This window comes from Psychrobacter sp. KFRI-CH2-11, from assembly GCF_038239325.1.
Classification (GTDB): Bacteria; Pseudomonadota; Gammaproteobacteria; order Pseudomonadales; family Moraxellaceae; genus Psychrobacter; species Psychrobacter celer.
This window is the reverse complement of record NZ_CP151283.1, coordinates 2,534,406-2,549,721: the sequence shown is the minus strand read 5'-3', so window position 1 is coordinate 2,549,721 and position 15,316 is coordinate 2,534,406. Positions and strand designations below refer to the sequence as shown.

Annotated in this window: 12 protein-coding genes; 5 read left to right on the top strand and 7 right to left on the bottom strand. The window is 49.2% G+C overall.

Annotated features, from left to right (window positions below):
* Positions 1 to 268 precede the first annotated feature (268 nt).
* The 5 genes from AADH33_RS10560 to dapC all read right to left on the bottom strand — a co-directional run bounded on the left by AADH33_RS10560 (position 269) and on the right by dapC (position 6,973).
* A complete protein-coding gene (locus tag AADH33_RS10560; RefSeq protein ID WP_348548841.1) occupies positions 269 to 784 on the bottom strand; it encodes an ABZJ_00895 family protein in 516 nt (171 codons plus the stop codon).
* A gap of 38 nt (positions 785 to 822) precedes the next feature.
* A complete protein-coding gene (locus AADH33_RS10555; protein WP_348548840.1) occupies positions 823 to 2,832 on the bottom strand; it encodes a D-alanyl-D-alanine carboxypeptidase/D-alanyl-D-alanine-endopeptidase in 2,010 nt (669 codons plus the stop codon).
* A 167-nt stretch (positions 2,833 to 2,999) separates the two neighbouring features.
* A complete protein-coding gene (locus AADH33_RS10550) occupies positions 3,000 to 3,605 on the bottom strand; it encodes a 3'-5' exonuclease (RefSeq protein WP_075102575.1) in 606 nt (201 codons plus the stop codon).
* Between the two features lie 33 nt (positions 3,606 to 3,638).
* Positions 3,639 to 5,576: a DUF294 nucleotidyltransferase-like domain-containing protein gene (locus tag AADH33_RS10545; RefSeq protein ID WP_075102574.1), complete on the bottom strand. Its 1,938-nt coding sequence runs from the start codon at positions 5,574 to 5,576 to the stop codon at positions 3,639 to 3,641.
* Between the two features lie 176 nt (positions 5,577 to 5,752).
* Positions 5,753 to 6,973, bottom strand: coding sequence for a succinyldiaminopimelate transaminase (gene dapC / locus AADH33_RS10540; protein WP_075102573.1), 1,221 nt, complete (start codon positions 6,971 to 6,973; stop codon positions 5,753 to 5,755).
* A gap of 189 nt (positions 6,974 to 7,162) precedes the next feature.
* Between dapC and AADH33_RS10535 the strand changes: the two genes are divergently transcribed.
* Entirely contained in the window at positions 7,163 to 7,831 is a 669-nt protein-coding gene (locus AADH33_RS10535; RefSeq protein WP_348548839.1) for a hypothetical protein, read from the top strand.
* Between the two features lie 100 nt (positions 7,832 to 7,931).
* On the opposite strand, the gene glnD is transcribed toward AADH33_RS10535, so the two are convergent.
* Both glnD and map read right to left on the bottom strand, forming a co-directional pair.
* The gene (gene glnD, locus AADH33_RS10530) at positions 7,932 to 10,688 is read right to left on the bottom strand and encodes a [protein-PII] uridylyltransferase (RefSeq protein ID WP_348548838.1); all 2,757 of its coding nucleotides are present in this window, start codon (positions 10,686 to 10,688) and stop codon (positions 7,932 to 7,934) included.
* A gap of 96 nt (positions 10,689 to 10,784) precedes the next feature.
* On the bottom strand, positions 10,785 to 11,579 hold the full coding sequence (map, locus tag AADH33_RS10525; RefSeq protein WP_348548837.1) for a type I methionyl aminopeptidase: 795 nt from the start codon (positions 11,577 to 11,579) through the stop codon (positions 10,785 to 10,787).
* A 296-nt stretch (positions 11,580 to 11,875) separates the two neighbouring features.
* Between map and AADH33_RS10520 the strand changes: the two genes are divergently transcribed.
* The 4 genes from AADH33_RS10520 (at position 11,876) to AADH33_RS10505 (ending at position 15,190) form a co-directional block, all read left to right on the top strand.
* Positions 11,876 to 12,952, top strand: a complete 1,077-nt coding sequence (locus AADH33_RS10520; RefSeq protein ID WP_289056820.1) for an esterase/lipase family protein — start codon at positions 11,876 to 11,878, stop codon at positions 12,950 to 12,952.
* Positions 12,953 to 13,011: 59 nt separating this feature from the next.
* Positions 13,012 to 14,115, top strand: coding sequence for a lipase secretion chaperone (locus tag AADH33_RS10515; RefSeq protein WP_348548836.1), 1,104 nt, complete (start codon positions 13,012 to 13,014; stop codon positions 14,113 to 14,115).
* Between the two features lie 305 nt (positions 14,116 to 14,420).
* Positions 14,421 to 14,609 (top strand): hypothetical protein, encoded by a 189-nt coding sequence (locus tag AADH33_RS10510; protein WP_348548835.1) that lies wholly within the window; start codon positions 14,421 to 14,423, stop codon positions 14,607 to 14,609.
* A gap of 92 nt (positions 14,610 to 14,701) precedes the next feature.
* On the top strand, positions 14,702 to 15,190 hold the full coding sequence (locus AADH33_RS10505; protein ID WP_348548834.1) for an META domain-containing protein: 489 nt from the start codon (positions 14,702 to 14,704) through the stop codon (positions 15,188 to 15,190).
* Positions 15,191 to 15,316: the final 126 nt, after the last annotated feature.

The window sequence follows — 15,316 nt, the reverse complement described above, 5'->3', positions numbered from 1 at the left end:
AAGTCGCTTAACACAGTAGGCGTTTACCTTAGCCTAACGGATTTTGCTCAGCAATAGAAAAAAACTTTGTAGCACCGTGTATAGTCAGCGTTTTTTTAAGGCACTCATATAGTCAATGCTAAATAAACTGACAGGCAAGATAGCAGGTGCCACGCCGCCACATTGTATGGATATTTATTTTGCGTAGCATCTATCGGCGTAGGCTCAGCATGTCATCGTGCTTTAAGTGAACAGACTCCTGTCGGGTCGTTTAGGATTTTAGAGCGTCTTATAGGGTTTTGGGCGCAGGATCGAGTAGGCGGTTAAATGCCCAGATGCTGATGCGCGCGCTGACCAGTGACAGCACCACGATCATCACTAGCGCAGAGAGTAAGGGTAATGGCTGCTGCTTGGCCATCGCCAGCAAAACCTCACGGCTGATATCGTCAAACAGCAAAAACCATAACGCTAAAAAATACAGCCCCGTCAATAGCCAGACGACCATGATACCGCCCAGCATCAAACGGTTTATTTCGTCTTTGTAGAGAGCGCGCTGCTGATGTTTAACAAACTTGTTAACTGCGATATAGGCTGCAAGGATGATGGATAGGACGGTGACCAGCTGTGCATTCAATGCCAGTTTGGTCTGAATCAGCATAAATAGGGCACTGGCCAATACATAACCGATCGCAAAGTATCCAATGTATGGCGGCAGCTGAGGCTGGGTGCTCGCGCGTGTCGTGGCCAGTCCGTGAGGGTCGGTAGCGGGGCTGGGTTTATTGAGATTGGTGGTTTTGCGTGACATAAGCGCGCCTTATTCAGATAAAAAAAAGAGTCGCCGCATTAGTGCTGCGCGGTCCAGTCCAGCATCGCATCGAGTACGGGTCTTGCCGTATAAGCATTGAGCGCTTGCTCGCTATTGATGATACCCACGACCACATAGTCTTGCCCCGATAGGCCTTTGACATAGCCTGCCATGGAGGTGACGTTATTGAGCGTACCTGTCTTGATCCAAGCGCGGCCAATGGCAGCTGACTCAGGCAAGCGGGCACTGTGCGCGCTAATGGTGCCACTGACACCAGCGACGCCGAGCGAGTTGACATAAGCGTCAAAACTTGGGTGATCGTAGGCGTAGGTTAGCAGCTCGTTTAGGTTAGCCGCGGTGATCGTGCAATCACGGCACAGGCCTGAGCCGTTGGTCAGATACGGCGCAGGCGATTCTAGATGGCGTTGCCACCACTGGTTGATGGTCTGTAGGGCTACCGGATAGTTGGTGGTCGCAGGTTTGCCAAACTGATAGAGACTCGTGTTTTTTCCTTTTGCTTTCTCTTGTCCTTTTGACTTGCTAACGGCGGTCTGAATGGTTGTAGCAGTGTCAGCCGCGGTCGTATTAGTATCAGATGGCGAGGCGTAAGCGGCAATGGATAATGCCACTTGCTCAGTCATGACGTTGTTTGAAAAATGGTTGATGTCATGGATTTGCTGAGCCAAGTTTAAAGACGGGTAGCTGACCTGTGGCAGCGGTGACATCGGTAGCGCGCGTAAGCCTATTTTTGGCTGTTTATGCGATGACGCATTATAAGGCGTCTCGCGGCTGAGTACATCGCCTGTCAGGGTATTGCCCAGTGCTTGCCATTTGGCCTTAATTACCCGCGCGGCAAAGTCTTTGGCATCAGGATAAGCCACATAAAACGCGTGCTCTTGGCAGCTATTTGGCAGGTTTTGATGAAACACCAGTTGGCTGGCTTGCCATACTGGCGCAAGGCTATAGCGCGCCTGTCCGCAGCTCGCTGAACGAGTATTTATGGTGGTGGGCAGCTGATAATCGGCCAGCTGCGGCGTGTAGGTGAGTTGCGCGCGGCCAGTGTCCAGCGGATAGCTTTTGATACCGATGGTACTAAAATTGACCAAAAAACCATCAGGGCTTGCGTTATAAGGACGCAGCGGCGCATTGTCAAAGGCGGCAGGGTCTTTGCCCACCTTATCAAACACTGCGCTGTCGACGATGATATCACCGTCGATATGACGAATACCTGAAGCTTGCACGTGATAGAGCAGCTGCTGTAGGCGCTCGTGCGTCATTTTTGGGTCGCCGCTGCCTTGTAGTACCAAGTCGCCATACAGGCGCTCGCCGATGATCACGCCAGTATGATAGACGCGGGTATGCCAGACAAAATCCGCACCAAGCGTATCTAGCGCGATAAAGCTCGGCACCAGCTTCATGGTACTGGCAGGGGTGCGCGCTACCTGAGCTTGATGACTCAGTAAGGGTGAAAAAGCTATCTTGGTCGTTGTATGTGCGGTGCTTTTTTGCTCGACACCCGTGCCGTCGTTGACGCTACTATCGTTGGTGCTACTGTCTTGGTTCGTTTGCATCTTGGCATTTGGCCACTTGGCCTCTGACGGTAGGGTGGGAATGCTCTCTAAGCTTTGATAAGTAGAAGGGTCGTCGGTATAAGCGTGTAACTGCCGCTCATGCTTTTGGATGGTTTGTTTTTCTATCGTCACAAGCGTGCTTTGATAACTGGCATCGTTGTTTGAGCGCTCTGCTGGATGCTGGCTGTCGGTGACTTTGATAGGCGCTGGTAAGTGACTGGCGTTTTTGTCGCCCACTGGCGTGATGACGATACTGATGTCGGCGTCGCTCAAATCTGCCCGTGACAAGGCGGTTTGGATGGCCTCTGGCAGCGCCGCTTGGGCAACAAGCGGTGCCGTCAGCGCAGTGGCCAATAATGCTTGTCTGACCAAGTGCCTGCCAAGTCGATGCGGTCGTAACGGTGCAACCGCAGCGTGCGTCGGCGTATCAAAGGCAGAAGGCTTGTCATGATAATGGGGGGTAGAAGTGGATTGCATGAGTATCATTCATCAGGTGGCAAAAACAGCCTATGGTATCATGAGTTCCGCTTTTCGCGTAGATGGGGCGTGTTGATTATCCAGGGTATGTATCAGTCTCGCGCATTCATGCAGGGTATTTATTTTCTGTAGGGTCTTGCCGTATCGGCGATAGCTGATGGCACGCTCTAGCGCACATGCAAAAACGCCATGGCAGTCATGGTGGCATCATTATAGGCATCATGCGCACCCAAATCAGGAATCTGATAATGCGCTAAGATGTTGGTCAGCTGCTGCGCTTGGCTGGAGAGCCCTTGGGTTTGACCACTCATACGCCGACTGTATAAGTGCCGAATATCGATGATTTTATTGGGCAAGGTGGTGCCCATGTAATCTTTTACCAATGGGTTTAAAAACCCCATGTCGATCTGCGGACAAAACCCCACAATCGGACGGTTACCGATAAAGGGCAGTAGCCGCGCCAGCATCTCATCATAGCTCATACCATACTTGACATCAGCGGTACGTAGTCCATGGATTACGATGGTGTCGCGGTCAGGCATGACGGGCGGGCGACAGACCAGATGGATGCCATTGCCCGTATCGATGCTAGAGCTATCGATATGAATCGCGGCCACCGATAGTAGGTGGTGCTTTTTGGGGTTTAGTCCCGTCATCTCACAGTCGAGCGCCACCCAGCGCTCAGCGGCAGGTTGATCAAACATCGCCACCAGCTCAGGCCGCTGCAGCTGCATTTTTTGCCATTTGCATGATAGTTGGGTCAGCCAGCTCATATTCTGTACTCTATCTTTGCTGTTTGCGCCGCTCTAGGCAATCTCTAATTGATAATGCTGCCGCAGCTGGTTTTTAAAGCTTTTGACAACGGCCAAACACTCTTTTAATAAATCACGCTCAAGCGCGGTTAGCGTCATGGGGTTGACCTGCCGTGCATGTTTATCATCGGTTGAGAGCGCCACAGAGAGCCGCTGCGCCATAAAAAACTCCAGCGCCTCTAACAATGTGTCAGCCCGCTCTTGGGTCAATGCGCCCACCTTGACCAAGGCCTTTAGGCGGTTTTTACTGCTAGGGACGGCCAAGATATCGTTTTCTAGAGCGAGGGCGCGAATACCGTGTACTAACGGAAAAATCCCTGCTTTTTTTAGATCGATATTTTGCGAGGCGCTTTTACCTGCTAATAATGGTACAAACTTTTGCCACCATTGATTGATATCACCAAACTGTAGCGCTGCCCGCGCAAACTGGCGCACAAACATAGGGTCTGAGCGTCGATGCGCGGCCTTGAGGTGCTGACGAACGTGCTGCAAGAGCGTCTCATCACCGCAGACATATTCGCCATCGAGAATGGCAGACAAGTAGATGGCGTGCATGGGATCGGTGTTTTTAAACCATGAGCTGATTTGAGCATTAAACTGTTGTAATGGCTGTCGCCACATCGGGTTGGTCATCATGATATTGCCGTCACATAGCGGATAGCCAAGTCGCGCCAGCTGCTCATTAAAGCGCGCCGCAAACTGCGGCAAATCCGGATGAGTATAGCCATCACGGATGATCAGTGCATTGTCTTGGTCGGTGCGCATGATTTGCTCGCCGCGGCCCTCGGAGCCCATGACGATAAGACAGGTGTGACTCATCACCTCATCAGGGACGAGCAGTTGCCATAGCTTGGTAAATACCTGAGCGTTCAAGGTCTGTACCATGCGGCTGATGTTACCGATTTTTACCCCGTTTTGATGCTGGGCACGGATATAGCGTCCTATCCTCTCGACGGCTGTGCCCAAACTGCCAAAATCTTGGGCTTGCTCGATTTGAATACTGATGAGCTGCGAGTGGTGGCTGATATGCGCGAGCATGTCGCTTTGGCCAAGCACACCTGCTACCGCACCATGGTGATTGATGACAGGCAAGCGATGAATACGGTAACGCGTCATGGTCAGCAGAGCATCACCGATCTCATCGCTCGCCTTGATGGTACGTAGATTAAAGTTAGCATAACGCTGGCATGGCGTGGTGGTAAGGTCTCGCTGCTCACTGACCGCGCGGCAAATATCGCTATCGGTCAAGATACCCAGTGTCGCATCGATGCCATGTTGTGCGTTTGCGATGGCCAGTCGATGCGTAGGTGCTCGCACCAGTACGTGCTTTAATCCAGCATCTGTCATCGTGCGCGCCGCTTCATATAAGCTGGTATCAGCATCGACGATATGTACAGGCAGTAAACGGACATCGATGACCGGCTGCAGCATGATCTGCTGTACTTCTTGCTGATCATCGTAAGCGGCATGGACAGCAGGTTTATGATTGCGGCGCTGCTGCAGGGCTTTTAGCCGCTCAGGTAGTTTGTCAGAGAGCATTTGCCGCACCAGATGATTTTGTGCGCTGATTTTATCGACCGCTGCACCTTTGACTTGTAGTAGTAACGTGTCCTCGGTGGCGCGAAACTGATAACGTTGTCTGTCTTCGTCCGTCAGCTGCGTGTTGGAGGACTCAGGCAAGCGGCGGCTGTCAAACCAGTCGTTGTTATTGGGCTCATCTGAGTGATTACTACCCAAGTAGGCCGCGACAAAATGACCTGCCAATAACTGCTCAATCTGGCCTTTGATGACCACATATAAGTATGACATCTCGTCTGCAGGTAGGCTTTCGTCTTTGGCAAGGTAGCGGATTTTGGTGTGTTTTCTGATGCTTTGGCGCTCAGCCAAGCTCAGCACATCAAAAGGCGGCTGGGTAAAATCAAGATGGGGCATGGCATCATCCTTGATGGCATCGTTGCGACAGTCTATTTTACTATAGCACTATTTAACCAAAAAACCTTTAATAACCAGCATCCTATCATGGTTATTAAAGGGTGTTGATGGCTATACAAACGGCCGCTCTGTCTGTGTATTACTCAGGCTAAGGAGAATGGGTCTGCTTGCCGGTTTTACACCTCAAGTAACGCCCGAATACGGCGGATGGCTTCGCGGCTTTCTTCTACACTGGCCACCAGCGCGATACGCACATAGCCCTGACCGGGGTTGTGTCCAGCGACCTCACGCGACAGATAGCGCCCTGCTAAGGCGTGGATATTGGCCTGCTCATACAGCGCTTTGACAAAGACTTCATCATCGCCATCGAACTGCTCAGGGACTTTGACCCAAAAGTAAAAGCCAGCCTCAGGCATACGTAGCGATAACACATCGCCAAGCTCTGCCATCCATAGCGCAAATTTTTCTTGATACAGCGCGCGGTTGTGCGCCACGTGTTTTTCGTCTTGCCACGCGGCGATAGAGGCCAGCTGATGCGGTATTGGCATCGCACAGCCTTGATAGGTGCGATATTGCAAATAGGCCTGCAAAATCTTAGCGTCGCCAGCGACAAACCCTGAGCGTAAGCCCGGTAGGTTGGAGCGCTTGGATAACGAGTGAAAGACGATACTGTTTTTAAAATCATGTCGCCCGAGCGCGGCGCACGCTTGTAGCAGACCTATCGGTGCTGTATCAAAATATAGCTCGCTATAGCACTCGTCGCTGGCAATGATAAACCCATACTGATCTGACAAGCGCAGCAGATATTCCCAATCCTCCATTGTCATCACCGAGCCTGTCGGGTTGTTGGGGCTACAGACAAAAAGTAGCTGCGTGCGCGCCCACACATCTGTTGGCACTGCCCGATAGTTACCCTTAAAATTATTCTCCGCAGTACAAGGCACAAAGTACGGCGTCGCCTGCGCCAATATTGCCGCACCCTCATAGATCTGATAAAACGGATTGGGCATGATGACAGTCGGGGGTGCGCCAGTTGCCGGTTGTGCGTCATCACACCGATGATCGACGACCGCTTGTACAATGCTAAAAATCGCTTCACGCGTGCCCATCACAGGGAGCACTTGGGTGCGAGGATCGACATGATGCAAAAAGAACCGCCCCTCCAACCAATGCGCGATGGTCTGACGAAGCTCAAACAGACCATTGGTGGTCGGATAAAGGCTTATTTTGTCCAAGTTTTCGTGTAATGCGTCCAAGACGAAGCTCGGTGGCTGATGTTTTGGCTCACCGATGCCTAGCTTTATCGCACTGTAACGGGGGTCTGGTGTGCTATCAGCCAACAAAGCAGCCATCTTGGCAAAAGGATACGGATGCAGGTGTGTTAAGTTGTGATTCATAGGTAGGATAACTATAATAGACAATTAATAATAAAGTTATAAAAAAAAATTACATTTGAGCAGTGTAGCACTTCTTATATTTTTTGTCTTTTGCTTCTCTTGTCTATAAAGATGCATTTATTGATAACTTTTCATAATAAAAAACAGCGGTCGGCGCGATATGTTGGCTGATAGTAAGGGTAATTTGATATGTCTAGTGTCCTAAATAATGACCAACTTCACGCTAAAGATATCAACAATGGCGTTGATAATAGTGTAACGCGTGTCAAATTATACGAGCTGCTACAAGAGCGCGAGCAGTGCTGGTGGCAGACGCGTCAGAATTTGATTAACCTAAAAGAGCGGCAGGTGTTTTGGTATGGCGAAAACAGCCTGATGATGTGGCTGATGTGGCAGCTGGTCAGCTATGTGCTGGTGGCTATGACGCTAATGCTGCTGAGCCGATTTTTAGACCTCTCGCTACCGCTCTGGCAGTATGTGGGGTTGTTTGTCATTCAGACGGCGATATTTGTCGTCATCTTGATGAGTAAGGGGCGACTCGCCAACAAGTTGCAACAAAAAATCGATAATGACGAGCTACTCCGCGATCAGGTGCTCAATGAGATGGCGATACTGGCAGAAGACTGTCTGTACCCTGATGTGCATGCCAAATCGCCTATTTCGTTAGAGCAGATGTATGAGGCGTTAGATGGGCGCTTTCATTTAGCCAGCTTACAATGCTTGCTACAAAAAGAAGTCGATGCGGGGCGCTTGATATTGACGCAGACGCAAGTGGAGGCGGAGGTTTTGCCACTAGAGCTGGCCGATGATGAGCTAAAAGAGCATGCTCGTGAGATGGTATATAAAAGCACCTTATAAGTGACGCTATAGCGATAAGCCCCATCAATGTATTATCAATGATGGGGCTTGTCTTTACGTAACAGTAACAGGGTTTACGATAGCTTTTAGGCTGGCCGCTTTATCCTCTACTCGTGTCTTTTGGAGCTGTCAGGCTGGCAAGCAGCGCAGTTTTTAAGGCGCTTAGCCTATCAGCGGACAGCGGCTCATCGTTTTGATCACTGATATAAAACATATCTTCTGCGCGCTCGCCTAACGTGGTAATACGAGCAGCGTGCACTTCTATTTTTTCTTGCAAAAACACTTGTCCAACGCGCGCCAGCAGCCCTGGCTGATCTAAAGTCTCTAGGCTCATGATATGCTGATCTGAGGCGTCATTAAACTCAAAGCTAATCTCCGTTTTTACCTCAAAATGGCGCAGCTGCCTAGGGATGCGTTTATGCACCAGCTTTGGTAAGGCAGGGGCTTTGAAGGCGTCAATCAGTCGCTGCTTGAGCTCTTGCTGGCTGTCTTCATCGACCAGTAACGTACCACTCGGATCGAGCAGCACATAGGAGTCCAAGGCAAAGTCGCGAGTGGCGGTGATGATGCGCGCATCGAGCACATCTAGGTTCATCTGATCAAAGACGGCCATGGTCACAGCAAACAGATTCATCTGATCTTGGGTGTAGACAAAGACCTGAACGGCATCAAGCGCCAGCTCACGATGCTCGCGCAATACCACCAGTGGCGGGCTATCGGCATTAGATGCCAGACCGATGGGCGGATGGTTTAGGATGGCTTCGGTGTGCCAAAAGATATCCTCTGGTATCTCGCGCAAAAAGTACTCATCGCCCAGATCGTCCCAAAGACGTAACACTTCCTCGCGATTCATATGCTGATTGTCGACATTGTCGAGCATCTTTAGCGCTTGTTTACGCGTAGCGCTGATCATATCTTGGCGATTGGTCGGGGCGTCGATATCAGCGCGTAGGATACGGCGTGTCTGCGAGTAGAGCTGTTTCATCAGGGTCGCCCGCCAGCTGTTCCAGAGCTGCGGATTGGTGGCGTTCATGTCGGCGACAGTCAGGACGTATAAATGATTGAGGTGGGTGACATTGCCGACCAAATCCGCAAACACTGTGACCACCTCTGGATCTGAGATGTCCTTTTTTTGGGCGGTCATCGACATCAGTAAATGGTGACGGGTCAGCCAGCCGACCAGATGCGCGTCGGCTTTGCTCATACCGTGCGCCAAACAAAACTCAATCGCTTCTGTCTCACCCAGCAGGCTGTGATTGCCGCCGCGACCTTTGGCAATATCATGAAACATCGCTGCCAGTACCAATATCTCTTTGCGCTCAATCCGCTGAAAAATCGCACTGACCAAAGGAAAGTCCTCAAAAAACCGCGGATCGGTAAAGCGGTGCAAAATACGAATCAAAAACAACGTATGAGCATCGACCGTATAGCGGTGAAATAGATCATACTGCATCAGTCCGGTGACTTGGGCAAAGGCTGGAATGTAATTCCCCAAGACGCCATAGCGGTTCATGGTGCGCAGACGATGGAACAAATAGTTTTGTTCTTTTAAGTTGGCCAAAAACAGCGCTTGATGGGTAGGGTTGTCGCGATAAATCTGATCAATGCCGCGCGCGGCGATTTTTAGTGCGCGCAGCGTGTGGGTACGGACATTTTTAATACCGTACTGACCCATGAGTAAAAACATCTCTAAAATCGACTCAGGATGCTGAGCAAACACCCGATGATGCGCCATCGCGATTTGGTCACCGACTTGGTTAAAGCGGGCGTTGATGAGGTGCTTTTTTGGCCGTTCGTCATCGGGCAGTTGCGGCTCGATAATGGTCTCATAGTAGTGGTTGGTCAACATCTCAGAGAGTGTCGATATTTGCATGGCGCAGCGATAATAGTCGCGCATAAAACGCTCGACAGCAGCATTGGGCTGATCATCAGGCTGCATCTCATACCCCATCATCTGCGCGACCTCGCGCTGATAGTCAAACAACAGCTTGTTTTCATTGCGGCCTGTGAGCACATGTAGATAATGACGGATTTGCCACAGATAGCCCTCAGCGAAGCTTAACTCGTCAAACTCTTTTTCGGTCAAAAAGTTTTGTTGTACCAAGTCATAGAGCTTGCCCACGCGAAAATACCGTTTGGTCACCCAGCCGATGATATGGATATCCCGTAGCCCGCCAGGCGCGGTCTTGATATTGGGCTCCAGATTATATTCGGTGGCATTGTGCTGGAGATGGCGCGCCATTGCTTCTTGGATTTTTACCTCAAAAAAATCACGCGGCGACCAGCATTTATTGACGATTTGGGTGGGAACATCTTGTAAAGCGTCGTTGCCGACCAGTAGCCGCGCCTCTAACATCGCACTGGCGATAGTATGATCGGCAGCAGCTTCTAGGCCATCATCGACGCTGCGTACCGACAACGCAGGCTCAAGGCCGACATCCCACAGTAGCGCCACCAGATTGTCGATCTTGCCGCTGGCATCGGTGTCGACTTCCTCAAACGACAACAGCAGTATGTCGACATCTGAGTACAGCGACAGCTCACCGCGTCCATAGCCACCTGTCGCAAACAGGGCCAAATCCGTCTTATCCAGCTCAAACCAATAAAACAAAGCAGTCAGCAGCTCATCAATCGCCTCGCTACGCGCGCCAACCAGCTGACGAATATTGACACCGCGCTCAAGGGCACGGCTGATATCCTCATTGATTTGGCTCAGCCATTCAGGAATACCCAACAAAGCAGGCTCTGAGGTGCTATCGGCGCTGGCGCTTGCTGGCAGCGCGTCGGTAGTCACTGATTGCTTGGAAAATAGGGGTAAGGGTGTCAAATCGATAGAGGTGACATCGCAATTAAACATGAGGATATCCAATTAATAGGGTAAAAAAATTGTTGATACCAAAAGTATCGCAATTATAGTCCAAAAAAAAGACCGCCTAGGCGATCTTTTCTTGTCTTACTGGGTCAAAAAGCTCAGGTCTTCTTCAGGGCGCGTGGTAAACACTTCACAGCCATGGTCGGTCACGACCATCGTATGCTCCCACTGAGCCGACAGCTTACGGTCTTTGGTAATCGCCGTCCATTCATCAGGTAAAATCTTGGTCTGCCATGTGCCTTGGTTGATCATCGGCTCAATGGTAAAGGTCATGCCCGTTTTTAGCTCAAAGCCTGTGCCTTTTTTGCCGTAGTGCATCACTTGTGGCTCGTGATGGAATTCATCACTGATGCCATGACCACAAAACTCACGGACGATACTAAAGCGCTCAGGCTCGACCACTTCTTGAATCGCTGCACCAATATCACCGAGACGCGCGCCGTCTTTGACTACGCTCATACCCGCATATAGCGCGTCTTGTGCGACTTTGCAGATACGCTGCGCCATGATAGAGCCGTTACCGACGATCCACATCTTTGAAGTATCGCCATAGTAGCCGTCTTTGATCACGGTCACATCAATATTGATGATATCGCCATCTTTGAGTAGCTTGCTTTCGGTTGGGATGCCGTGACAGACCACGTGGTTGACGGATGTACAAATAGACTTAGGAAAGCCATTGTAGTTCAGCGGAGCAGGAATGGCCTGTTGCACATTGACTATATAGTCATGAGCGATTTGGTTGAGGGCTTCGGTACTGACGCCGACTTTGACATGCTCATCGAGCATGACAAGGACATCACTGGCGAGTTTGCCGGCCACACGCATTTTTTCTATGGCCTCTGGGGACTGGATAAGGGATTTTTTAGTCATCATCTTGTGTCTTATAATTATGGGGTTAATGTGGGGAGATTATACCATAAATGGACCGATGGCAGTTTTATGATAATTGATATTAAATCTATCATTATTATTGACAATAGTTGCTTTACAGCCCCATTCGAGCCGTTATGACCCTCCAGTCACGATAATATATTCATATTCTGACAATTTAGTTGAATCTTGTAAAAGATAGAAGTAATGTAATTTTGCATGCTAAAGGGATTAGCAGCAGTCTTTGCCGACGTTATGAGGTAAAGGCACTCACCATTAATGATGACAAGGATGTTGTTATGACGCTCTCCTCGTACGTTCGTGCTGCGCTCACGCCGCGCACTTTTTTACCAATACTGGGCTCTATCAGTACTGGCGTTTTATTAATGACCATGCAAACCACCTCAGCGCAAGCGGCAGGGCAGTACTATAATTGTGCCAACGCCAATGGCTGCACGCTAGTCGATAGCAAATACTTTACCTCCAGTTACACCAAGACTCAGTATCCAGTGGTCATGGCTCATGGGCTTGGCGGTTTTACCAAGATGTTTGGGGTCTTAGATTATTTCAACGGGATTCCTAGTGAGCTGATGAAAGGTGGATCAGAGGTGTACACCACCAAAACATCAGCGGTGAATAATAGTGAAGTCCGCGGCGAGCAGCTATTACAGCAAGTCAAAACCATCACTGCCATTTCAGGCGATCCAAAAGTCAATTTGTTTGGGCACAGTCAAGGCGGTATAGACATCCGCTATGTCGCTGGCGTTGCACCAAAATACGTCGCCTCGGTCACCGCCGTATCAAGCCCAGAGCAGGGCTCAAAAACAGCCGATTTTGTCAAAAACGTCCTTGAACCAAACAATGACACAGGTGAGCCATCAAACGTCACGACACAGCTGGTATCAGGGGTGTTTAATTTGATTGGCGGCTTTACAGATGTGGGATCAGGCATCAGTTTTAAAGAGATACAAGCGCAAGATGGCTGGCAATCACTCATGGCGCTATCAACCGATGGTGCGGCCAAATTCAATGCCAAGTTCCCCGCAGCAATGCCAACAAGTTACTGTGGTCAGCCAACCAGTACCTCTGCAAACGGTATCAAATATTACTCATTTAGTGGGGTAGGACAAGTCATAAGAGCCCTTGACCCTAGTGATTATCTGCTTGCAGCAACAAGCGTACCGTTTTTATTTGACGCCAATGATGGTCTGGTCTCTGCCTGCTCAAGCCGACTCGGGTATGTGATTCGTGACAACTACATCATGAACCATTTGGATTCAGCCGATCAGGTATTAGGTTTGACCGCATGGGGCGAGTCTAAGCCCAAGTCCATTTATCGTACTCAGGTCAATCGCCTAAAAAACGCCAATCTCTAACCCCAATGACCATCTATTTAATGACGATCTATTTAATGATTGCCTAAGAACTCGTATCTATGTCAAAACATCGCCGTCCAGCCTATTTACCAATCGCTATTATCGCCGTGGTCATCATAGTCATCGCGGCGGCGGTGATTGTGTGGTTTAAACCAGATAGTCAACGAATGGAGACAGCACAATCAGCGTCCATTGCCTCTGCAGATACCTCTGAGAGTACGTTGTCCACTGCACTAAATATTGAGCAAACAGAACAAACCGCTTCAGCCCAGAACCAGTCTGCATTTGTCACTGGGTTAGAGCGTTTGCCGCGCTCATTAAGAGGCACGCAAGTGGATGGTGAGATTATCATTGATGAGCACAAGCAATTGGTCGTTACGGAAGGCTTACGGCGGTTGTTCGATTATTTTTTATCAGCAATAGGAGAGGAGGACGAAGCCGTTATTTTTGCGCGTGTTGAGCGTTATATTCGCCACCATACCCCAGAGCCAGCTGCCAGCCAAGCGGTCGCTATCTTTGGCAACTATGTGGCGTATCTCAAAGCACTGCCTGATATAGAAAAACGCTATGGCAATCTGCAACTGCAAGCGAGCAAAAGCGGTGAGCTGGATTTGAGTGCCATTGCTCAGCAAAAGCAAGAGGTGGCAAGATTACGTCAGCAGTATTTTGACAAAACCACCATCGAAGCCTTCTTTGGTGCAGAAGATAACTACGATGACTATAGTATAGAGATGGTCAGAATCAACCAAAACGAGCAAATGAGCGAGGCACAAAAACAGGCTGCCAGACAAGATTATGTGAGCCGTCTACCAGATGGTGCGATCAAAACCAATATCCTGCAGCAAGCCAATCTTAATGAGCTTATGGCTCGTACTGAGCAGATGAAAGCGGCAGGTGCCAGCCCTGAAGCACTATACAATATGCGTCGAGAGCTAGTGGGCGCACCAGCGGCAGAGAGACTGGCACAAGTCGATCAAGAAGATGCCAATTTTGACCAGCGCTTTACTCAGTATGAAACGCAAAAGGCGCAGCTATTGAGTCAAAGTGCCGATCCAGCAGCGGCGCAAAGTCAGATCGAGCAGCTTGAGCAGCAACTGTTTGATGACGCTGAGCGCAAGCGTCTGTCTGGCTATGCTGCGCTGCAAAAAACACAGACTCAATAGATGAATTTTATTAACATTAAATAGCTTACCGTAATGTAAGGGACAGGTATGCGAAAAGTGTGAATAAGCGATGGTGATTGGGAAAAGTACGATCCAATGGCTGTGGCTTTAATACAACGATAGTGATACTTTGCTAATGAAGAGCCAAACATTACTGGTACAGATGTGATCTAAAATAGTGGTACATACGCTTATTAAGACTGACGTTGTATCTACCGTTGTGATAAGTGATATCAGTCATCAGATGCGATAGTTGCACGATAAAAACACCTCACTATTTAGTGGGGTGTTTTGGTTTGAGAGAAATGTCACCAGCCAAAATTATCAAAAGTTATCGCGCTTTTGGTGAGTTGGATGACTGGAGCTTACCCTCAATTGTCAATATTGTCGCGATTGTATCGGGCAACAAATATCTGCCAAGTAATAACTCAATTAATAATGACAGCAAGCGCTGGGTGAGACACTATATGGCGACTGCTAAAGATCATTTATAGCAATAAAAAAATTTTGATTGGGTCTTTGGCAGTTGCCCTAAGCGCAAGCTTAAGACGCGATAAACTTGCTGAATTCAATAGAAGGAATAAGTATGAAAAATATGACAAAAATGATAATGGGTGCCACCTTTGTTATAGGTGCGCTTACTGCTGGTTGCCAGACAACGGCTACCTTGCCTGCGCCAGTCAGTCAGCCCGTCACTGTAGAGGCATTACAAGCGCACAATTGGCAGTTGGTTGATGCCAAACGTATGAATGGTGAGCGAGTAACCGCACTATTTTTTGATCCAGCCAAGCCGCTCACTTTGAGCTTTATGAATGATAACGGTAGAAACTACGTGGCATTTATGAACACCTGCAACAAGATGAGCGCGGGCTACAGTGTCGTCAATGGTGATGTGCAGATCAAAAACGGCATCAGCACAATGATGGCCTGTCCTGAGCCGCAAGCCAGTTTTGATAAAGCTGCATTAGCAACCGTACAAGGCAAGTATAGCCTCAGCAAAAACGCCAAAAAAGTGCCAATCTTAACCATCAAAAATGACAATCAAGTGGCTTACTTTAAAGCTGTGTCTAAATAAGCTAACGATGTATAAGAGCAATATAAACACTCTGTTTAGATTTGATAAGGCCTCACTCATATGTGGGGCCTTTTTTTATCCGAAGTTTGTCGAACTTTGCGCTACACTAGCGTAAAGCTGCTGTTA